18 protein-coding genes are annotated in these 20959 nt (G+C 71.8%); 9 read left to right on the forward strand and 9 right to left on the reverse strand.

All coding sequences use genetic code 11. The features are described from left to right. Nucleotides 1–32: 32 nt before the first annotated feature. Together scy and mce are read right to left on the reverse strand one after the other, a co-directional pair. On the reverse strand, nt 33–4223 hold the full coding sequence (gene scy, locus AC07F3_RS25155) for a polarized growth protein Scy (protein ID WP_479116695.1): 4191 nt from the start codon (nt 4221–4223) through the stop codon (nt 33–35). 199 nt (nt 4224–4422) lie between these two features. Then, nucleotides 4423–4863 carry a methylmalonyl-CoA epimerase gene (gene mce, locus AC07F3_RS25160; protein ID WP_479116696.1) on the reverse strand — a complete coding sequence of 147 codons (441 nt, stop codon included), beginning with the start codon at nt 4861–4863 and terminating at the stop codon, nt 4423–4425. A 137-nt stretch (nt 4864–5000) separates the two neighbouring features. Between mce and AC07F3_RS25165 the strand changes: the two genes are divergently transcribed. Together AC07F3_RS25165 and meaB are read left to right on the forward strand one after the other, a co-directional pair. Continuing rightward, complete coding sequence (locus tag AC07F3_RS25165; RefSeq protein ID WP_479116697.1) at nt 5001–6203, forward strand: acetyl-CoA C-acetyltransferase; 1203 nt, start codon at nt 5001–5003, stop codon at nt 6201–6203. 57 nt (nt 6204–6260) lie between these two features. Next, on the forward strand, nt 6261–7217 hold the full coding sequence (gene meaB / locus AC07F3_RS25170; RefSeq protein WP_114038203.1) for a methylmalonyl Co-A mutase-associated GTPase MeaB: 957 nt from the start codon (nt 6261–6263) through the stop codon (nt 7215–7217). A 24-nt stretch (nt 7218–7241) separates the two neighbouring features. Here the strand turns inward: meaB and AC07F3_RS25175 are convergent, their stop codons facing one another. The 4 genes from AC07F3_RS25175 to AC07F3_RS25190 all read right to left on the reverse strand — a co-directional run bounded on the left by AC07F3_RS25175 (nt 7242) and on the right by AC07F3_RS25190 (nt 9917). After that, the gene (locus AC07F3_RS25175; protein ID WP_053727026.1) at nt 7242–7718 is read right to left on the reverse strand and encodes a MarR family winged helix-turn-helix transcriptional regulator; all 477 of its coding nucleotides are present in this window, start codon (nt 7716–7718) and stop codon (nt 7242–7244) included. A gap of 143 nt (nt 7719–7861) precedes the next feature. After that, entirely contained in the window at nt 7862–8638 is a 777-nt protein-coding gene (locus AC07F3_RS25180) for an AIM24 family protein (RefSeq protein ID WP_479116698.1), read from the reverse strand. Continuing rightward, on the reverse strand, nt 8635–9285 hold the full coding sequence (locus AC07F3_RS25185; RefSeq protein ID WP_479116699.1) for an AIM24 family protein: 651 nt from the start codon (nt 9283–9285) through the stop codon (nt 8635–8637). The genes AC07F3_RS25180 and AC07F3_RS25185 overlap by 4 nt, the downstream gene beginning before the upstream one ends. Beyond that, nucleotides 9285–9917, reverse strand: coding sequence for an AIM24 family protein (locus tag AC07F3_RS25190; RefSeq protein WP_479117022.1), 633 nt, complete (start codon nt 9915–9917; stop codon nt 9285–9287). Before AC07F3_RS25190 ends, AC07F3_RS25185 begins: the two co-directional genes overlap by 1 nt. Before the next feature lie 149 nt (nt 9918–10066). On the opposite strand from AC07F3_RS25190, the gene AC07F3_RS25195 reads away from it, so the two are divergent. The 4 genes from AC07F3_RS25195 to glxA all read left to right on the forward strand — a co-directional run bounded on the left by AC07F3_RS25195 (nt 10067) and on the right by glxA (nt 14622). Next, complete coding sequence (locus AC07F3_RS25195) at nt 10067–10411, forward strand: DUF3817 domain-containing protein (protein ID WP_114038207.1); 345 nt, start codon at nt 10067–10069, stop codon at nt 10409–10411. Then, nucleotides 10408–10704, forward strand: a complete 297-nt coding sequence (locus tag AC07F3_RS25200; protein WP_479116700.1) for an MTH1187 family thiamine-binding protein — start codon at nt 10408–10410, stop codon at nt 10702–10704. Before AC07F3_RS25195 ends, AC07F3_RS25200 begins: the two co-directional genes overlap by 4 nt. A 207-nt stretch (nt 10705–10911) precedes the next feature. Next, nucleotides 10912–12663 carry a glycosyltransferase family 2 protein gene (locus AC07F3_RS25205; protein ID WP_479117023.1) on the forward strand — a complete coding sequence of 584 codons (1752 nt, stop codon included), beginning with the start codon at nt 10912–10914 and terminating at the stop codon, nt 12661–12663. Between the two features lie 3 nt (nt 12664–12666). Beyond that, on the forward strand, nt 12667–14622 hold the full coding sequence (glxA, locus tag AC07F3_RS25210) for a radical copper oxidase GlxA (RefSeq protein ID WP_479116701.1): 1956 nt from the start codon (nt 12667–12669) through the stop codon (nt 14620–14622). A 6-nt stretch (nt 14623–14628) separates the two neighbouring features. On the opposite strand, the gene AC07F3_RS25215 is transcribed toward glxA, so the two are convergent. After that, nucleotides 14629–15642: a glycoside hydrolase family 6 protein gene (locus AC07F3_RS25215; protein ID WP_479116702.1), complete on the reverse strand. Its 1014-nt coding sequence runs from the start codon at nt 15640–15642 to the stop codon at nt 14629–14631. Nucleotides 15643–15815: 173 nt separating this feature from the next. On the opposite strand from AC07F3_RS25215, the gene AC07F3_RS25220 reads away from it, so the two are divergent. From AC07F3_RS25220 to AC07F3_RS25230, 3 genes are all read left to right on the forward strand, one after another. Next, nucleotides 15816–16322: a MarR family winged helix-turn-helix transcriptional regulator gene (locus AC07F3_RS25220; RefSeq protein ID WP_479116703.1), complete on the forward strand. Its 507-nt coding sequence runs from the start codon at nt 15816–15818 to the stop codon at nt 16320–16322. Nucleotides 16323–16503: 181 nt separating this feature from the next. Next, complete coding sequence (locus tag AC07F3_RS25225) at nt 16504–16842, forward strand: DUF3817 domain-containing protein (RefSeq protein ID WP_114038213.1); 339 nt, start codon at nt 16504–16506, stop codon at nt 16840–16842. An 83-nt stretch (nt 16843–16925) separates the two neighbouring features. Beyond that, nucleotides 16926–18626, forward strand: coding sequence for an acyl-CoA mutase large subunit family protein (locus AC07F3_RS25230; RefSeq protein WP_479116704.1), 1701 nt, complete (start codon nt 16926–16928; stop codon nt 18624–18626). Between the two features lie 209 nt (nt 18627–18835). On the opposite strand, the gene AC07F3_RS25235 is transcribed toward AC07F3_RS25230, so the two are convergent. Together AC07F3_RS25235 and AC07F3_RS25240 are read right to left on the reverse strand one after the other, a co-directional pair. After that, nucleotides 18836–20218: a sensor histidine kinase gene (locus AC07F3_RS25235; protein WP_479116705.1), complete on the reverse strand. Its 1383-nt coding sequence runs from the start codon at nt 20216–20218 to the stop codon at nt 18836–18838. Further along, nucleotides 20215–20910, reverse strand: coding sequence for a response regulator transcription factor (locus AC07F3_RS25240; RefSeq protein ID WP_479116706.1), 696 nt, complete (start codon nt 20908–20910; stop codon nt 20215–20217). The genes AC07F3_RS25235 and AC07F3_RS25240 overlap by 4 nt, the downstream gene beginning before the upstream one ends. Nucleotides 20911–20959: the final 49 nt, after the last annotated feature.

Raw genomic sequence — 20959 nt, forward strand, 5'->3', positions numbered from 1 at the left:
TTGATCTGGAGAATGTCCAGCCTTTTGAGTGGCTAGCCCTCGGAAGACTTGCCACTCGAACGTGTTGCCCCAGCCGCGGCACCCGCCTTGACACCTGCGGAGGAACCGCCACCGGACCCGGACTTGCCGCCCGCGGTCGGAGCCTCGAATGACTCCAACGCCTCAAGTACGTCCTGGACACGGGAGATCTCGGCATTGATGTCCGCGCGCCGCCGGACCAGAACGTCCAGTTCACGCTTGCCCTCCTCGACCGTCCGGCGCGCCTCGGCGGCCGCCTCGTCGCGCAGTGCGGTGGCCTCGCGGATCAGCTCGGCCTTCTTGGTCTCGGCCTCCTTCAGCAGCGCCTCCGCCTTCTTGACGGCGGCGATGCGGACCTTGCCCGCCTCCGAGTTGGCGTCCGACACCAGCTCCTTGGCCTTGGCCTCGGCCTCCGCCGCCTGCTCGGTGGCCGCCTTCACCAGCTTGTCGACGCGCTCGCCCGCCGTCTTCATCTGCTCGGCGCTCTCGCGGCGGGCCCGGTCGTGCAGCTCCTCGATCTCCGCCTCGGTACGGGCGCGCACCTCCTCGGTGCGTTCCCTTATGGCGGTGGCGTCCGCGCGCGCCCCGGCGAGCAGCTCGTCGGCGTCCGTACGGGCCTTCTCCACCAGGGAGTTGCCCTCCACCGTCGACTCGGCGAGGATCCGCTCGGCCTCCTTGCGGGCCGCGCCGACCATCGTGTCGGCCTGCTCCTCGGCCTCGGTCGCGGCGCGCAGCGCCTCCTCCTGGGCCTTGTTGATGAGCTGGTCGGCCTGCTCGGCCGCGTCCGCGCGCCGCTTGGCGGCCGCGGTGCGCGCCTCGTCGAGCAGCCGGTCCGCCTCCTCGCGGGCCTCGGTACGCGTCTTCTCCGCGGCCTGTTCGGCGCGGGCCTTGTTCTTCTCGGCCTCCGCCCGGATCCGCTCGGCGGCCTGCTGGGCGGAGCCCACCGTGTCGGCGGCCTCGGCGCGCAGCCGCTCGGCCTCGCCGCTCGCCTCCGTGATGAGCTGGTCGGCCTGGGCGGCCGCGTCGGCGCGCCGCTTGTCGGCGGCCGCGCGCGCCTCGTCGAGCAGTCGCTCGGCCTCGGCGCGGGCGTCGTTTATGGTCTGCTCGGCCTCGGCGTTGGCCGCGCCCAGCGTGGAGCCCGCGTCCGCGCGCGCCTCGGTGGTGACCAACTCCGCATAGGCGTTGGCCTCGTTGGTGGTGCGCTCGGCGTCCGCCTGGGCCTTGCTGGTGACCCGCTCGGCCTGCTCGCGGGCGGCCGTCGTGACCTGCTCGGCCTCGGCCAGGGCGGCGGAGGTGACCCGCTCGGCCTCCTCGCGCGCCTCGGCGCGCAGCGCGTCGGCCTCGGCCTGCCCCTCGACCCGCACCTGCTGGGCCTCGGTGACCAGCCGCTCCGCCTCGGCGGTCGACTCGGCGGCCAGCCGCTCGGCCTCCGCCGTCGCCTCGGTGACCAGCCGGTCGGCCTGGCTCGCGGCGTCGGAGCGGATCCGGTTGGCGTCCTCGCGGGCCTCGGCCCGGGTGCGGGCGGCGTCCTGCTCGGACGAGGCGAGCGCGTCCGAGGCCTCGGTGCGCATGCGCTGCGCGTACTCGGAGGCGTCCGAACGGGCCTTCTCCGCCTCGGCCATGGCGTCCGCGACGGTGCGCTCGGCCAGCGCCTTGGCGGCCTCGGACTCCTCCTGGGCGCGGGCGCGGATCCGGCTCGCGTCCTCACCGGCCCGCTCGCGCTCGGCGTGCGCGTCGGCGCGGACCCGGTCCGCCTCCTCCTGCGCCTCGGTCGTGGTGCGCTCCGCGGCGTGCTCGGCCGCGCTGCGCAGACCGGCGATCTCCTCCTCGGCCTCCTCGCGGAGCCCGGCCACCGAATCGCGTACGTCCTTGGCGGTCTGCTCGGCCGTCGACACCAGCTCGGTGGCGCGCCGGTCGGCCTCCTCGCCGAGCCGCTGCGCCTCGGCCTGCGCCTCCTCGACCCGCTTGCGGGCGGAGGCGAGCAGCTCCTCGCTCTGCTCGCGGGCCTGGGCACGCTCCGAATCGGCTTCGGTACGCGCCGAGTTGAGGGTCTCCTCGGCCTCGCGGCGGCGCCGGGCGGACTCCTCCTGGGCGGCGGCGAGCGCCTCTGCGGCCTCGGCGGCGACCCGCTCGGCGGCGGCCGCGGCCTCCGCGCGCATCCGGTCGGCGGCCTCCTGCGCCTCGGACTTGAGCCGCTCGGCCTCCGCGGACGCCTCGGTGCGCAGCCGTACCGCGGCGCTCTCCGCCTCGGCGCGGGTGGTCGACGCGTCGGCGGCGGCCTCGGTGCGCAGCCGCTCGGCCTCCTGCTCGGCCTGGGCCTGGAGCGTACGGATGCGCTCGGCGGCCTCGGTGCGGAGCCGCTCGCTCTCCTCGGCGGCCTCGCGCCGGATCCGCTCGCCCTCGGTACGGGCGTCGGCGAGGGCCTGCTCGGCGGCGGCGTGCCGCTGCTCGGCCTCGGTGTGCAGCCGGGTCAGTTCCTCGGCGGCCTCGGCCTGGCGGGCCGCTATCGCCCGCTCGGTCTCCTCGCGCAGCCGGGCAGATGCCTGCTCGGCGGACGTGGTGGTCTGCTCGGCCTGCTCCTCGGCCTCGGCGCGCAGCCGCTCGGCCTCCGCCCGGGTGCGCTCCAGGGTCTCCTCGGCCTGCTTGCGCAGCGTGTTGGCCCGCTCGACCGCTTCGTTACGCACCCGCTCGGACTCGTTGCCCGCGGTCGTGCGCAGCTCGTCGGCGTCCGCCTTCGCCTTGGCCAGGAGCTCCTCGGCGGTCCGCGCCGCCTCCTCGATCTGCTGGACGGCCTCGCGGCGCGCCTCGCCGCGGATGCGCTCGCCCTCGGCGACCGCCTCGGCGCGCAGCTGCTCGGCCTCGCCGCGCAGCCGGCGGGCCTCCTCCTGGAGCTCGACCGTCTTGGCCCGGTACTCCTTGGTGTCGTCCTTGGCCGCGCCCTTGAGCTCGTCGGCCTGCTCGGCGGCCTCGCCGCGCAGCCGCTCCGCCTCGGCCTCCGCCTCGCGACGGATCCGCTCGGCCTCCTCGGAGGCCTTGCGGGTGGTCTCCCGGGCGTCGTCGGACGCCTTGGTCAGCACCTCCTCGGCCGTGCGCGCGGCCTTGGCGAGCTGGGCCGCGGCGTCCTCGGCGGCGCTCGTGCGGGCCGCCTCGGCGGCCTCCGCGCGCAGCCGCTCGGCCTCGTCCTTGGCGTCCTGAAGCGTCTGCTCGGCCTCGGCCTTGAGGGTCTCGGACTCCTTGGTGGCCTCCGCGACCAGGCGGGCGATCTCGGTCTTGGCGGTCCTGGTGCGCTGCTCGTTGGCCGACTCGGCGCTCGCGAGCTGCTTGGCCGCGGCCTCCCTGGCCTCGGTGACGGCCCGTTCGGCCTCGGCGCGCGCCTCGCGCAGCGCGGCCTCCGCCTCCTGCATCCGCTGCTCGGCGGCCCGGCTCAACTCGGCGGCCTGCTGGCGCGCCTGGTCGGACTCGGCGGTGGTGGTCGTGCGCAGCTGCTCGGCGTGGGAGGTGGCCTCCTGGGCCTGCGCGGACGCGGCGTTCAGGAGGCGCTCGGCGTCCTTGCGGGCGCGCAGCAGCGTCGCCTCCGCCTCGGCGCGGGCCGACTCGGCCTCGGCGCCCAGCCGTTGGCGGGCCTCCTCGGCGATGCGGGTGGCCTCCGCGCGGGCCGCGGCCAGGGCCTGCTCGGCCTCGGCGCGGGACTCCTCGAGCAGGCGCCGGGCCTGCGACTCGGTGCGGGCACGCAGCTGTTCGGCCCACGCCACGTTCTCGTTGACGTGCGATTCGACGGTGGCGCGGCGCTCGGCCAGCTCCTGGTCGAGGCGCTGGCGGCGGTTGACGGCCTCGGCGTGCAGCTCGGCCTGGAGGCGCGCCTGGTGCTCGGCGTGCTCCTGGAGGATGCGCTGGGTCTGGGCGCGGGCGTCACGCAGCTCGCGCTCGGCGTCCGTACGCAACTGCTCGGCCTGCATCTGGGCGTTGCGGAGCAGCTGTTCGGCCTGGTAGCCGACGTTCGCGGCGTCGTAGGCGGGACGGGTCGCGAGATTGCGGCGCGCCTCGTGGAGCTTGGCGCGCAGCACTTCGACCTGGTAGCCGAGATCCTCGGCGTGCTGAACGGCCTTCTCCCGCTCGGTCTTCAGCCGCTCCATCTCGGCCTCGAACCGCGAGAGGTGGTCGTCAGGCCGGTGGCTCTGGCTCTCCTGGCGTTCGTAGCCCCGCACTGCGCGGTCCCATCCGTCCCCTGGTCGCGAACTCTGCCCGTACGAGCGCCGTCCGACCGCGAGTACAGCGGACGGGCCCCCGGTGAATGGTGTCAGATCAAAACAGGGGCGTGGGTCCCAGGCCCCGACCCGACCCCGGCCCGGAACCGCCCACTGTACCGGGCCGAGTATCCGGAGGTCCGGCCTCCACTGTGTGGGCTCAGTGGGCGGTGGTGCCTTCCGGTGCGGAAGTGACGAGTTCGGTGAGCACGCCGTGGCAGTCCTTGGGGTGCAGGAAGGTGATCTGCGAGCCCATCGAACCGGTCCGCGGCTGGTCGTAGAGGACCCGGACGCCCTTGTCGCGGATGGCCTCGGAGTCGGCGGTGACGTCGCCGGTGCCGAAGGCGATGTGGTGGACGCCCTCGCCGTTCTTGGCCAGCCACTTGCCCACGGCGGAGTCCTCGCGGGTGGGCTCCAGGAGCTGGAGGTAGGAGGCCCCGCCGTCGGAGGTCTCGTTGATCTTGAGCATGGCCTCGCGCACGCCCTGTTCCTCGTTGACCTCGGTGTGGAACACCTCGAATCCGTAGGTGGCACGGTAGAACTCGACGGTCCTGTCGAGGTCGAAACAGGCGATCCCGATGTGGTCGATTCGCGTCAGCATGGGTCCAGTGCAGCGCCCCCGGGGGTGGTTACGCAACGTGCGCGCGATCACACCGGCTGCCCGGTGACGTGGCAGTACCCGCTCAGTACATTCAAAGTAAACCCTCGTTCACCTCACCTCCCTAGGGGCCGTGCCTCATGTCTGGAACGACCGGTACCACCTCAGTGATCGTCGCGGGCGCCCGTACGCCCATGGGCCGACTGCTCGGCTCCCTCAAGTCCTTCTCCGGCGCCGACCTCGGCGGGTTCGCCATCAAGGCGGCCCTGGACCGGGCCGGCATCGGCGGCGACCAGGTGCAGTACGTGATCATGGGCCAGGTGCTCCAGGCGGGGGCCGGGCAGATCCCCGCGCGCCAGGCGGCCGTCAAGGCCGGCATCCCGATGAACGTCCCCGCGCTCACCATCAACAAGGTGTGCCTGTCGGGTCTGGACGCGATCGCGCTCGCCGACCAGCTGATCCGCGCCGGTGAGTTCGACATCGTGGTGGCCGGCGGCCAGGAGTCGATGACCAACGCCCCGCACCTGCTGCCCAAGTCCCGCGAGGGCTTCAAGTACGGCGCGATCGAGATGCTCGACGCGATGGCGTACGACGGTCTGACCGACTCCTTCGAGAACATCCCCATGGGCGAGTCGACCGAGAAGCACAACAGCCGCCTGGGCATCGCCCGCCCCGAGCAGGACGAGATCGCGGCCGCCTCGCACCAGCGGGCCGCCGCCGCCCAGAAGAACGGCGTCTTCGAGGCCGAGATCACCCCGATCGAGATCCCGCAGCGCAAGGGCGACCCGGTCCTCTTCGCCAAGGACGAGGGCGTCCGCGCGGACACCACCGTCGAGTCCCTCGCGAAGCTGCGCCCCGCCTTCGCCAAGGACGGCACGATCACGGCCGGCACCTCCTCGCAGATCTCGGACGGCGCGGCCGCGGTCGTCGTCATGTCCAAGGCCAAGGCCGAGGAGCTGGGCCTGGAGTGGATCGCCGAGATCGGCGCCCACGGCAACGTGGCGGGCCCGGACAACTCGCTCCAGTCGCAGCCCTCGAACGCCATCCGCCACGCGGTCGGCAAGGAGGGCATCACGGTCGAGGACCTCGACCTGATCGAGATCAACGAGGCCTTCGCGGCGGTCGCCGTGCAGTCAATGAAGGACCTCGGGGTCTCCCCGGAAAAGGTGAATGTCAACGGCGGCGCCATTGCCCTGGGCCACCCCATCGGCATGTCCGGCGCCCGCGTGGTGCTGCACCTCGCCCTCGAACTGAAGCGCCGCGGCGGCGGCGTGGGCGCGGCGGCCCTGTGCGGCGGCGGCGGCCAGGGCGACGCGCTGATCGTGCGCGTTCCGGGCAAGTGACCCCGGGCAAGTAACTCCCTGATCCCTGCGGTGCGTACGCGACTGAACGGAGCGGCAATGGTGGACGTCCCCGAACTGGTGGCCCAGGCCCGGGAAGGCCGGCCCAGGGCCGTCGCCCGGCTGATCTCGCTGGTCGAGGGGGCGTCCCCGCAGCTGCGCGAGGTCATGGCGGCGCTGGCCCCGCTCGCGGGCAACGCGTACGTCGTGGGCCTGACGGGCTCGCCGGGTGTCGGCAAGTCGACGTCCACCTCGGCGCTGGTCACGGCCTACCGCAGGGCCGGGAAGCGGGTCGGCGTCCTGGCCGTCGACCCGTCCTCGCCCTTCTCCGGCGGGGCCCTGCTGGGCGACCGGGTCCGGATGTCCGAGCACGCCTCCGACCCGGGCGTCTACATCCGCTCGATGGCGACCCGGGGTCACCTGGGCGGTCTGGCCTGGGCTGCGCCGCAGGCCATCCGGGTGCTGGACGCGGCGGGCTGCGAGGTGATCCTCGTGGAGACGGTCGGCGTCGGTCAGTCCGAGGTCGAGATCGCCTCGCAGGCCGACACCAGCGTGGTGCTGCTCGCGCCCGGCATGGGCGACGGCATCCAGGCGGCGAAGGCCGGAATCCTGGAGATCGGCGACCTGTACGTGGTCAACAAGGCCGACCGGGACGGCGCCGACGCGACGGCCCGCGAGCTCAACCACATGCTGGGCCTGGGCGAGTCGCGCGGCCCGGGGGACTGGCGCCCGCCCATCGTCAAGACGGTGGCGGCGCGCGGCGAGGGCATCGACGAGGTCGTGGAGGCCCTGGAGAAGCACCACGCGTGGATGGCCGAGCACGGCGTCCTCGCCGAGCGGCGCCGGGCCCGCGCGGCCCGCGAGGTGGAGACGATCGCGGTCACCGCCCTGCGCGAGCGCATCGGCTCGCTGCACGGCGACCGCCGCCTGGACACGCTGGCCCAGCGCATCGTCGACGGCGAGCTCGACCCGTACGCGGCGGCCGACGAGCTGGTGGCCGGGCTGACCGGGGCCTAGACGCCGGCCGGATCCGACCGGGCGTCAGATCTTGCCGCGGTGGCCGCGCAGGTGCTCCGCGACCGGGGTGAGTGACTCGCGTAGATCCGCGAGCGCCTCGGACGACAGCAGGTCGATGAAGTGGCGCCGCACGGAGGCCACGTGGTGGGGGGCGACCTTCTCCATGGTCTCCGTGCCGTGCTCGGTGAGGACGGCGAAGAGCCCGCGCCGGTCCGACTCGCAGTTCTCGCGCCGGACCAGGCCCGCGTTCTCCATGCGGGTGATCTGGTGCGAGAGACGGCTCTTGGACTGGAGGGTGGCGGCCGCGAGGTCGCTCATCCGCATCCGCTTGTCGGCCGACTCCGAGAGGTTCACCAGGATCTCGTAGTCGTTGTTCGTCAGGCCGAACGGCTGCAGATCCTTCTCCATCTGGTACGTCAGCATCCGGTTGACGTCCAGATAGGTGCGCCAGGCGCACTGCTCGTCGTCGCTCAGCCAGTTCGTGGCCGTCTCGGTCTCCATATGTGGATTCTACCTAAGAAGTTGAATTCTGAACCAAGTATGGGAGTGTGACGCCCGGCACGCGATGCGATCGCGCCACCCGCGCGCGACCGCCGGGCCCCGAGGGGCTCAGGCGTTCGACGTCACACTCCGCAGACTACCGCTCACAGGCCGAAGCGACGCTGGAGGTCCCCCAGCTGGCCGGGAAGGCGCGGTGCCCCGCTCGCCTGACCGTGCCCGCCGGGGCCGCCGCCAGGCACTCCGGGCTCGGCGTCGACCCGCCCGGTCGCCTGCTCCGCCATGAGCACCTCGGTGGACTGGAGCAGCACGGTACCGGCTCCCACGAACTCGAACTGGTGCTCCTCGCCGGAAGTGCCGCCGAGTCCGGTCAGTGACCGGATTCCGCCCAGGACGCCGGTCAGGTAGCCGTGGTCGTAGTGGTGGCAGGGCGAGGGGCAGTCCGCCCAGCCGACCAGCGCCTGCGGGTCCACGCGGATCGGCGGCTCCATGAAGACCACCGGGCCGTTGGAGGCGGCCACGAACTTGCCCGTGCCGATCAGCGTCAGGAAGCCCGGCACGATCGACTGCTTGAGCGCGAGCGAGGGCTGGTAGGCGAGCAGGTTGCCGGACCGGATGGTTAGGTTGCCGTCGTCGAGGTCGTAGCTGTTCACGTCGAAGGCGCGGTCGGCGAGCAGCATCTTGCCGCTGCCGTCCGCCACCACCCAGTCGCTGGCGTGCAGCGGGGAGTGGAAGCTCGTGCGCAGCAGCCGGTCGAGCCGGCCGTGGCCGATGCCGTTGAACTCGATCTGCCCGTAGTAGGCGATCATCTTGCCCTTCTGCAGGAACCACTGGCTCGATTTGAGCTCCACGCAGAAGGTGTACTTGTTGACGTTGTCGTCGGTCGGCAGCGAGTAGGGATCGAAGATCACCGGGGCGGTCACAGCTTCTCCTCCGAGGCCTGCACGTACACGGCGCCCTGGCCGGACAGTTCGAGCTGGAAGGCCTCGCCGGAGCCCCGGCCCACCATGTCGCGCCAGCCCAGCGCGGTCGAGAGCTTGTTGCGTACGTCGCCGTGGTGGGCCACGTAGGCCTGCGGGTCGACGTGGACCGGGCGCTGCGGGGTGATCGGCAGCTCGATCACGCCGCCGTGGGCCATCACCGCGACCGCGCCGTGTCCCTTGAGGGTCGTGGTGAACAGACCCTGGCCGGTCACCTGGCCGCGCACCATGCCCATGACGCCGCCCTGCGAGCCCATGAACATGGTGCCCTGCTGGAGGGTGCCGTCGAAGGCGAGCAGCCGGTCGGCCTCCACGTACAGGGTGTCGCCCTGGAGGTTGATGACCTGGATGTGGTGGCCGCCGTGGCCGAACAGCACGGTCCCGCTGCCCTCCACCGTCATCAGCGGCGTCGCCTCGTTGGCGACCCGGCGGCCGATCATCGACATGAGGCCGCCCTGGCCGCCCTGGATGTTGGGCGTGAAGGACACCTCGCCCTTGTAGGCGAGCATCGCGCCGCGCTGGCTGAACATCCTCTGGCCGGGCAGCACCGTCGCCTCGACCATCTTCGAGTTGATCTCGCGGAAGGGCATCAGATGTCCCCGCCGATCGTGTTGCGCTCGCTGGGCTGCACGTACACCAGGCCCTCGCCCTCGAACCGGATCTGGAAGGCCTCCCCGGAGCCCTCGCCGAGGAAGGTGCGGAAGGTGACCCCGGACTGGAAGCGCTGCTGGAGGTCGCCCTGGTGCGCGATGTACGCCCCGGGGTCCACGGACAGCGGGTACTGGGAGCTGACCCGCAGCACCACGGCCGGTCCGTCCGACATGATCGCGGCCTGCCCGTGGCCCTCGATCGTCGTCGTGAACAGGCCGTTGCCCTGGCTCGCGCCGCGCAGTCCGGTGAAGGTGGTGCCGGTGCGCAGCCCGGCGTCGGTGGCGAGCAGGTTGCTCGCCTCAACGAAGAGCTTGTCGCCCTGGAGGTTCACGAGGTTGATCTCGCTGGCGCGGTCGGCGAAGTAGCACGTGCCGTGCCCCTTCACCTCCATCACCGTCATCTGTTCGCCGGTGAGGCGGCGGGTCACCATGCCGCGCAGGCCCTCACCGCCGCCGGTCATCTTCTTGAAGGCCATCTGGCCGTCGTAGGCGACCATCGAGCCGTTCTTCGCTTTGACGGCGTCGCCCGTCATGTCGACGGCGAGCACCTTGCTGCCCTGGAGTCGGAACATTGCCACGGGCCGACGTTAGCGGGCGGGGGACCCGCCCCGACAGGGGCAAGGGTGCGATGTCAGAATGGGGAACGTTTGTGCACGCTTTCACAAGATCGCGGCCGAACGATCACTGCCGCCCGCTCCCTCCCAGCGAAGGTGCCCCACACGTGGACATCAAGACCGCCTCGGCCCTGCATCGACTCCGACTGATCTCGCTCCCCGAGGCCATCTCGTTCCCGATCCTGCTGGTCTGCTCCGTGCTCAAGCGCACCACCTCGTTCGACGGGGTCATGGTCATGGGCATGGTTCACGGCATCCTGTTCACGCTGTACGTGCTCTTCTGGCTGGACGCCTGGAACCGCACCAAGTGGCCCGTGAAGAGGGCCGCGCTCTACTTCGTGCTCGCCGTGCTGCCCTTCGGCGGCTTCTTCGCCGAGCGCAAGCTCCGGCGCGAGCTGGACGACGCCGTGATCGCCACCCGGGCCCGCAAGGAAGGCGTGGTCAACGCATGATCGTCGCCTTCTCGGTCAGCCCGCTGGGCGTCGGCGAGGACGTGGGGGAGTACGTCGCCGACGCGGTCCGCGTGGTCCGCGAGTCCGGCCTGCCCAACCGCACCGACGCCATGTTCACCTCCGTCGAAGGGGAGTGGGACGAGGTGATGGACGTCGTCAAGCGCGCCGTCGCCGCCGTCGAGGCCCGCTCCAACCGGGTCTCGCTCGTCCTGAAGGCGGACATCCGCCCCGGCGTCACCGACGGCCTGACCTCCAAGGTCGAGACGGTGGAGCGCCACCTGGCCGCGGAGTAACCGGCTCCGCCCGCACCCCCGTGAGAGCCCCCGGCCGCCCCGGCCGGGGGCTCTCACGCGTCCAGCGGCGCCCGCACCCGGGGAAAGGCCGTCCACCGTAGAACCGCTCACTCGGAGTACTCCAGTCGACACGCCGGGAATTCTCCACTTTTGTGGGGATATCAACCCAGTTCGAAGACCCTGCTCGACGATCAGCTGGAGGGCACCGTGCGCCCGGAGGGCTACGACTACGAGACCCACAGCCGGCTAGCCGGACCGCTCACGGAGCCGGGCGCCCCGCCCTACCGGGTGCAGTACCGGAGCCTCCTCTCCCAGGAGCCGCACCGCATACGCGCCGTCCTGCTGATGACCCTGGCGCCGATACTCACCGGCCTGCTGCTCGTCTACCTCGTCTGGCCCACCCACTGGGTCGAGCGCGAGGGGGGCGACCGCTGGCTCGTGGTCCTCGACGTCGCGATGCTGGTGTCGATCGGCCTGATCGAGCTCTTCATGGTCGCCAACGTCGCCTCCATCGCCCACGCCACGATGGTCGCCCGCGACCCCGTCCCGGTCACCCCCGAGGAGGGCACCCGGGTCGCCTTCCTCACCACGTACGTGCCGGGCAAGGAACCCATATCCATGGTGCGCCACACCCTGGAGGCGGCCGTCCGGCTCACCCACACCGGACCGCTGGACGTGTGGCTCCTGGACGAGGGCGACGACGAGCGGGCCCGGGCGCTCTGCGCCGAACTCGGGGTGCGCCACTTCTCCCGCAAGGGCGTCCCGGAGTGGAACCGCAAGAAGGGCGCCCACAAGGCCCGCACCAAACACGGCAACTACAACGCCTGGATCGCGATGCACGGCGGCGGGTACGACTTCTTCGCCTCCGTCGACACCGACCACGCCCCGCTCCCCAACTTCCTGGAGCGGATGATGGGTTACTTCCGCGACCCCGACGTCGCTTTCGTCGTCGGGCCCCAGGTGTACGGGAACTACACCTCGCCGGTCACCAAGGCCGCGGAGTCCCAGCAGTTCCTCTTCCACGCGCTGATCCAGCGGGCCGGCAACCGCTACCGGGCCCCCATGTTCGTCGGCACCAACAACATCGTCCGGATCGCGGCGCTGCGACAGATCGGCGGCCTGTACGACTCGATCACCGAGGACATGGCCACCGGCTTCGAACTGCACCGGCACAAGAACCCGCGGACCGGCCGCCACTGGCGCTCCGTGTACACCCCGGACGTGCTGGCCGTCGGCGAGGGCCCGGCCTCCTGGACCGACTTCTTCACCCAGCAGATGCGCTGGTCGCGCGGCACCTACGAGACGCTCTTCAAGCAGTACTGGAAGGCGCCGTTCACCATGCCGCCCGGCCGGCTGCTCTCGTACACCCTGATGCTCGTCTACTACCCCATGACGGCCGTCAACTGGCTTCTGGGCATGCTCAGTTGCGTCCTGTTCCTCTGGTTCGGCGCGTCCGGAACCGAGGTCACCGCCTCGGTCTGGCTGATGCTCTACAGCGACGCGGCCGCCCTCCAGATCGGCCTGTACCTGTGGAACCGGCGGCACAACGTCTCGCCGCACGAACCCGAGGGGTCGGGCGGGCTCGCCGGGATGGGCATGTCGGCGATCTCGGCGCCCATCTACCTCAAGTCGCTCGGCTCGGCGGTGCTGCGCACCCGCGGCCGGTTCGTGGTCACCCCCAAGGGCGGCCAGATGAGCCCGGACCGGCTGTGGACCTTCCGCATCCACCTGTTCTGGGCGGCCGTCCTCACCGCCTCGCTGATCGCCTCCGTCCACTACCGCCACACCCACGTCGCCATGCGCACCTGGGCCCTGCTCGCCCTGTGCATCGCGCTGGCCCCCGCGGTCATCTGGGCCTGGACGACGGTGCGCGAGCGCGCCGCCAAGGGCGCCCCCCAGCAGCAGAAGGCCACGGGCGAGGCGGAACCCGCCATCGCCACGACGACAGGAGGGAACTGAGCCATGGCCTACCGGCCCTCGAAACGGACGAAGAAGACCCTGTTCGGCGGCGGCGCCATCGTGGTCCTCGCGGGGCTCAACGCCCCCGCCGCCCTCTCCTTCGCCACCGAGCAGTACCACGCCTACGAGATAGCCCAGCCCGAGTACATGGCGCGCTACGGCGCCTGGCACGGCGTCGACATCCCCAAGGAGTACCGCACCAACGCGATCCACGCGGCGCTGCTGCACACCGGCAAGGTGCTGATCATCGCGGGCTCCGGCAACAAGCAGGACCACTTCGACGCCGGCACCTTCGACACCGTGCTGTGGAACCCGAAGGACAACTCCTTCAAGAAGATCCCCACCCCCGAGGACTTCTTCTGCGGCGGCCACGCCCAACTCCCGGACGGCAAGCTCCTGGTGGCGGGCGGAACCGCCCGCTACGAGGTCCTGGACGGCGAGGTGAAGCGGGCCGGCGGCGGCATGCGGGTCAAGAACGAGGACCCCAACAAGGCCGTGACCCTCAAGAAGGGCACCAGGTTCCGCTCGCCCTCGGGCGTGGAGTACGTCTCGAAGTTCGACGTCACGGTGCCCAAGGCCAAGCGCGAGTTCCAGATCTCGTACTACGCCAGCGGGCAGATGAAGCCCTGGAAGACCAAGACCACCGCCGCCGAGGCGCGGGTCTTCGTCGAGGCGGTCGCCGAAGGCCCCCAGTCCGTCGCCACCGACCAGGCCCAGTACGAGGTCGAGGGCCTGACCGGCAAGGACGCCGACAACGTCTACGGCCTCGCCGAGAAGATCACCCTGGACAAGCAGGACTACCAGGGGATCCGGGCTGCGTACGAGTTCGACCCGAAGGCCGAGAAGTACATCCCGGTCACCCCGATGCACGAGGCCCGCTGGTACCCCACGCTCACCACGCTCCAGGACGGCCGGGTGCTCGCGGTCTCCGGGCTCGACGACGTGGGCGCCATCCTCCAGGGGGACAACGAGATCTACGACCCGAAGACCAAACAGTGGTCCAAGGGCCCCACCCGCTACTTCCCCACCTACCCCTCGCTGTTCCTGACCAAGGGCGGCAAGCTCTTCTACTCGGGCGCGAACGCCGGGTACGGGCCCGCCGACAAGGGCCGCGAGCCGGGCCTGTGGGACGTGGAGAAGAACACCTTCACCAAGATCGGCGGGCTCAACGCCGCCGACCAGGTGGAGACGGCCAGTTCCCTGCTGCTGCCGCCCGCCCAGGACCAGCGGTTCATGCTGCTCGGCGGCGGCGGGGTCGGCGAGTCCAAGAAGGCGACGCCGCGCACCGCCGTGGTGGACCTGAAGCAGGACAGCCCCGTCTTCCGGTCGGGACCCGAACTCCCGCAGGGGACGCGCTACCTGAACAGCGTGATCATGCCGGACGACTCCGTCTTCACCAGCGGAGGCTCCTCGGACTACCGGGGGCGGGGCGGCTCCAACATCCTCAAGGCCCAGTTCTACGACCCCAGGGCGAACGCCTTCCGCGAGGCCGCGGACCCCACCATCGGCCGCAACTACCACTCCGAGGCGCTGCTGCTGCCCGACGGCCGGGTCGCCACCTTCGGCTCCGACTCGCTCTTCGGCGACACGAACAACACCAAGCCCGGCAAGTTCGAGCAGCGCATGGAGGTCTACACCCCGCCCTACCTCTACCGGGACAAGGACAAGCGCCCGGCGCTCGGCGACGGGCCCGAGGCCGTGGCGGCCGACGGCCGGGCGACCTTCAGGACGGACCACCCCGAGCGCGTCGTCAAGGCCCGCCTGCTGCGCCCGAGCGCGGTGACCCACACGACGGACGTGGAGCAGCGCTCGGTCGAACTGGGCCTGGCCAAGGACGGGAACTCGGTCACGCTCACCGTCCCGAAGGACCGCGCGCTGGTGCCCCCCGGCTGGTACATGGTCTTCGTGAGCGACCAGGAGGGCACCCCGTCCGAGGCGAAGTGGCTCCGGGTGGACTGACCCGGGTCAGTACCGGGCGCGCCGGGCCAGCCCGAGCGCGTACTCCGGCCACCAGGTCCCGGCGGACGGGCCCCCGCGGCAGGGCCCGTCCGAGTCGCCGGGCCGCTTGATCCACAGGAACGCGTCGACGAGCGGATCGCCGGTGCGGACCGACGGCGGGGTGCCGAGCGAGCGGCCCGGGGGATTGCACCAGGCCTGGTCGCGGTCGTCGCGCAGCGGGCCCTCGCCGTTGCGGCTGGTGTCCATGACGAAGTGCTTGCCGTCGAGGCCCCGCGACACCTGCGCCCCGTACGCCCGTACCGCCGCGTCCGTCTGGAAGTTGGAGACGTTCAGCGCGAACCCGTCGGCCTTGTCGACCCCGGCCCGGCGCAGCGGCTCGATGAGGCTCTGGGGATCCGGGATCCACGAAGGGTTCCCGGCGTCGAGATAGACCTTGGTGCGGGGCAGCGTCTTGAGGTGCTCGACGGCCTCGTTGAGGAGCTGGTAGCGCTCGGCGTGGTGGTCAGGCGTCGTACACCCGTCGACCATGTGCGCGATCGCGTCCGGCTCCAGGACGACGACCGCCGGGGCGTCGCCGATGGCCTCGGCGAACATCCCGTACCAGGCGCGGTAGCCCTCGACCCCGTTCGCACCGCCCGCCGAGTACTTGCCGCAGTCCCGGTGCGGAATGTTGTACGCCACGAACAGGGCGGTCCGCTTCTCCTTGGCGGCGCCCTCGACGGCCTTGCGGATGCCCGGCCGCGGGTTGTCCCCGGACGGCCAGGTCGCGACCGGCCGGTCGGCGATCCGCCGCAGCACCTGCGCGTCGGCGCCGCGGCCCTGCCCCTGCCAGATCCTGATCTGCCGGACCGCGTCGCTCTCGGGGTCCACCCAGAACGGGGAGCCGGGGGCCGGCGCGGGAGCGGCCTCGGTCTGCGAGCGGGCCCGCGCCACCGAGGCGGCGTCCGGCTCCGCGCCGGACGAGCAGCCGGCGGCGGCGGTGAGCAGGGCGGCGGCGAGGAGGATTCGGTACCGGAACATCCAGCCCCCTGGGGCTTCGCGTACCTACACAGGACCGGATGATCGTGACATATCGGTCACCCTGCGTGAGGGAGCGCCATGCCGGGACGGCGCGCGGCCCGGTGCCGCGGGCGCCGGGTACCGAACTGCGAGACGGGGCTGACCGGCATGTGACCAGTGGGTAAGGTCAACGGGTGCCCAAGCCGCTCAGCCTTCCCTTCGATCCCATCGCCCGAGCCGACGAACTCTGGCAGCAGCGCTGGGGACCCGTGCCCTCGATGGGGGCGATCACCTCGATCATGCGGGCGCACCAGATCCTGCTCGCGGAGGTCGACGCGGTGGTGAAGCCGTACGGGCTGACCTTCGCGCGGTACGAGGCACTCGTCCTGCTGACGTTCTCCAAGGCGGGCGAGCTGCCGATGTCGAAGATCGGCGAGCGTCTGATGGTCCACCCGACCTCGGTCACCAACACGGTGGACCGCCTCGTGAAGTCGGGCCTCGTCGACAAGCGCCCCAACCCGAACGACGGCCGCGGCACGCTGGCGTCCATCACGGACAAGGGGCGCGAGGTGGTGGAGCAGGCCACGCGCGACCTGATGGCGATGGACTTCGGGCTCGGTGTCTACGACGCGGAGGAGTGCGGAGAAATCTTCGCGATGCTGCGCCCCCTGCGCGTGGCGGCCCACGACTTCGACGACTGAGCCGTCGCACCGGCGTCGGCCCTGGCGGGCCGCATTCCCAGCCCGTCCGGCGATGGAAGGCGAGCGCCGTTCAGGCGCCAACGGGGTCCGGGGCGGCGCGCCGGGAAGCCGGACGGCCGGCCGCGGCCGAACGGACAACCCGGGCGAAGATCGCCCGGCATGTCCGGTTAGGCTCGGCGGCATGAAAAAGAGCGTGCTGACCCGCTACCGGGTGATGGCGTACGTCACCGGCGTCCTGCTGGTCCTGCTGACCCTGGGCGTCATCGCCAAGTACATCCTCGACATGAACGGCGCCGCGGACTTCACGAAGGTCATCGGCATCGCCCACGGCTGGCTGTATGTGATCTACCTCGTCTTCGCCTTCGACCTGGGCTCCAAGGCGAAGTGGCCGGTCGGCAAGCAGCTGTGGGTGCTGATCGCCGGCACGATCCCCACCGCCGCCTTCTTCGTCGAGCGCAAGGTCTCCAAGGAGCTGGAGTCCAAGGTCGCGGACGAGGTCCCGGCCGGCGCCAAGGCCTGACGGCAGCCTCCCGGACCGCCGCGCGAGCAATGCGTGGCGGTCGGCCATCGACATTTACTAGGACGTCCAAGTAAATTCGAACCATGGACGCTGACGCCATCGAAGAAGGCCGCCGTCGCTGGCAGGCCCGTTACGACAAGGCCCGCAAGCGCGACGCGGACTTCACCACGCTCTCCGGGGACCCCGTCGACCCGGCGTACGGGCCCCGGCCCGGCGATACCTACGACGGGTTCGAGCGGATCGGCTGGCCCGGCGAGTACCCGTTCACCCGCGGCCTCTACCCGACCGGCTACCGCGGGCGCACCTGGACCATCCGGCAGTTCGCCGGGTTCGGCAACGCCGAGCAGACCAACGAGCGCTACAAGATGATCCTGGCCGCCGGCGGCGGCGGGCTGAGCGTCGCGTTCGACATGCCGACGCTCATGGGGCGCGACTCCGACGACCCCCGCTCGCTCGGCGAGGTCGGCCACTGCGGCGTCGCCATCGACTCGGCCGCCGACATGGAGGTGCTGTTCCAGGACATCCCGCTCGGGGACGTCACCACCTCCATGACGATCAGCGGGCCCGCCGTCCCCGTCTTCTGCATGTACCTGGTCGCCGCGGAGCGCCAGGGCGTCGACCCCGGTGTCCTCAACGGCACGCTCCAGACCGACATCTTCAAGGAGTACATCGCGCAGAAGGAGTGGCTCTTCCAGCCCGAGCCCCACCTGCGCCTCATCGGCGACCTGATGGAGCATTGCGCGCGGGGCATCCCCGCGTACAAGCCGCTCTCGGTCTCCGGCTACCACATCCGCGAGGCCGGGGCGACGGCCGCGCAGGAGCTCGCGTACACCCTGGCCGACGGCTTCGGCTACGTCGAGCTGGGCCTGAGCCGCGGCCTGGACGTCGACGTCTTCGCCCCCGGCCTCTCCTTCTTCTTCGACGCCCACGTCGACTTCTTCGAGGAGATCGCCAAGTTCCGCGCCGCGCGCCGCATCTGGGCCCGCTGGATGAAGGAGGTGTACGGCGCGCGGTCGGACAAGGCGCAGTGGCTGCGCTTCCACACCCAGACCGCCGGGGTCTCGCTGACCGCGCAGCAGCCGTACAACAACGTCGTACGCACCGCCGTGGAAGCCCTGGCCGCCGTGCTCGGCGGGACCAACTCGCTGCACACCAACGCCCTCGACGAGACCCTCGCGCTGCCCAGCGAGCAGGCCGCCGAGATCGCGCTGCGCACCCAGCAGGTGCTGATGGAGGAGACCGGCGTCGCCAACGTCGCCGACCCGCTCGGCGGCTCCTGGTACGTCGAGCAGCTCACCGACCGCATCGAGGCCGACGCCGAGAAGATCTTCGACCAGATCAAGGAGCGCGGCACCCGGGCGCACCCCGACGGGCAGCACCCGATCGGCCCGATCACCTCCGGCATCCTGCGCGGCATCGAGGACGGCTGGTTCACCGGCGAGATCGCCGAGTCCGCCTTCCGCTACCAGCAGTCCCTGGAGAAGGGCGACAAGCGGGTCGTCGGCGTCAACTGCCACCACGGCTCGGTCACCGGAGACCTGGAGATCCTGCGGGTCAGCCACGAGGTGGAGCGCGAGCAGGTACGGGCGGTCGCCGACCGCAAGTCGCGCCGGGACGACGCCGCGGTGCGCGCCGCGCTCGACGCGATGCTGGCCGCGGCCCGCGACGGCTCGAACATGATCGCCCCGATGCTGGACGCGGTCCGCGCCGAGGCGACCCTGGGCGAGATCTGCGGCGTCCTGCGCGACGAGTGGGGCACCTACACGGAGCCGCCCGGCTTCTGACCCCCTCCCCGCGCCCGGGGCGGGTGCACGCGTGCGGCGCGACCGGGGCTTGGGCGCGGCCCCGGGGGCACGCGTTGGTCCGCGGACCGTGCCCGCGTGGTTCCCAGCATCCCTGGGCGGGATGCCCGGTGCGGCGCACTTCAGCCCGTCCGGCGTCCGAGGGCGAGCACCCTTCAGCTGCGAACGGGGTCCGGGGCGGAGAACCCGGGCTAGCGGGGTGGCAACGTCAGCCGGAACAGGGCTCCGCCGCCCGGCGCCTGATGAGCCGTCAGCTCCGCTCCGTGGGCGCGGGCGATCTGGCGGGCCATCGCCAGGCCGAGACCCGAGCCGGGCAGGGCGCGGGCCTGTTCGGCCCGGTAGAAGCGGTCGAAGACGTGCGGGAGGTCGGCCGCGGAGATCCCGGGCCCGTGGTCCCGCACGGTCAACTCACCGGCCAGCAGCGTGACTTCGACCGGAGCGCCGGGCGGGCTGAACTTGGCGGCGTTGTCCAGGAGGTTGGAGATCAGGCGGGCCAGCCGCCCCGGAACGCCGGGCAGGGTGACCGACGCGTCGACCAGGTCAAGGCGGAACGGGGTCGCGGGCCAGTGCGCGCGGGCCGTGTCCACCGTGTGCGCGAGCAGCGGGGCGAGCCGCACATCCTCAAGGAGCGGGGTCGGCTCCTCGTCCCTTGCCAGGTCGATGAGGTCGTTGACCAGGACGGACACCTCGCGGATCTGGCGGCCGAGCGCCGCCGACGCCCGGTCGCGCTGGGTCTCTGTCAGGCGGTCGGCGCGGGCGAGCAGCTCGGCGTTGGTACGGAGCGCCGTCAGCGGGGTGCGCAGCTCGTGCGAGGCGTCGGCGACCAGGCGGCGCTGAGCCGTCACCGACTGCTCCAGCTCGCCCAGCATCGTGTTGAAGGAGGCCGCGAGCCGGGTCACCTCGTCCTCCTTGTCGGGCGGGCCCGGCGGAAGCTCGATGCGGTGGCTCGGGTCGCGGGTGGCCGCGATGTGCTCGGCCGTCGCGGTGAGCCGGGCCACGGGGGCGAGTCCCGTGCGCGACACCCAGTAGCCGAGGCCCGCGGCGAGCAGCACCCCGGCCGCGCCGACCCCGCTCATCAGCCAGGCCGCCTGGCTGACCCCCTTGCGCGCGGTGTCCGAACGCAGCGCCACCTGAAGGGACTTCGAGCCGCCGAAGGGGGTGGTGAACATGCGGGCGGGCTCGCCGCCGGGCAGCGTGATGTTGGTGGAGTACGGCCTGCGCTCACCGGTGGCGACCTGACGCACGGGCAGGCTCACCGGGAGCAGATAGGGCTTGGCGGGATCGTCCGCCGGGTCGGCGGGCACGACCTGCGCGCAGGCGGGCGCCGCCAGATACCGGCACTCCCCGGCGAGCACGCCCGGGGCCGCTCCCCGGTTCTGCTGGATGGCCAGGGTCGCCGACTGGGCCAGGTTCAGATCGAGCTGGTGGTACAGCTCGAAGCGCAGGACGAAGAACGCGGCCGTGCACACCCCGACCGCCACCAGCGCGACCGCGGCCGAGGCGGCCGTCGCGAGCCGGGTGCGCAGCGGGCGGTGGCGGCGCCAGCGGGCACCGAGACGGCGCCGGGAGCTCACGAGGCGTCCAGGCGGTAGCCGACGCCGTGCACCGTGTGGACGAGCCGGGACTCGCCCGCCGCCTCCAGCTTCCTGCGCAGGTAACCCACGTACACGGCCAGGGAGTTGGAGTCCGGGCCGAAGTCGCGGCCCCAGACCAGCTCGTGGATCAGCTCCCTCGGCAGCACCTGCCCCGGATTGCGCATCAGGAGTTCAAGCAGGGCGAACTCGGTGCGTGTGAAGTCGATCGGGCGCTCGCCGCGGCGCGCGGTGTGCGCCACCGGGTCGAGGACGAGGTCCGCGTACCGCAGCTCCTGCGGCTCGGCCGCATCGGGCGCCGCCCGGCGCAGCAACGCCCTGACACGGGCGACGAGTTCGTCCAGGGCGAAGGGCTTCACCAGATAGTCGTCCGCACCCGCCTCCAGGCCGTCCACCCGCTCGCTCACCGAGTCGAGCGCGGTCAGGACCAGGACGGGGGTGCGGTCGCCCATCGCGCGCAGTTGGCGGCACACCCCGAGCCCGTCGAGGACCGGCATCATCACGTCCAGGACGATCGCGTCCGGCCGCCAGGCCGCCACCTCGGACAGCGCGGCGAGCCCGTCGGGGGCGCCCCGGACCTCGTACCCCTCCACCGCGAGGCCGTCCTCGACGGCCGCCCGTACCTCCGGCTCGTCGTCGACGACGAGGATTCTGACCGCGCGCGTGGTGCTCATGGTCAAAGCCTGCCAAACGCGGCTCTTAGAACCCTCTTAAGGCGCCCCG

This window comes from Streptomyces sp. NPDC045846, assembly GCF_056431605.1.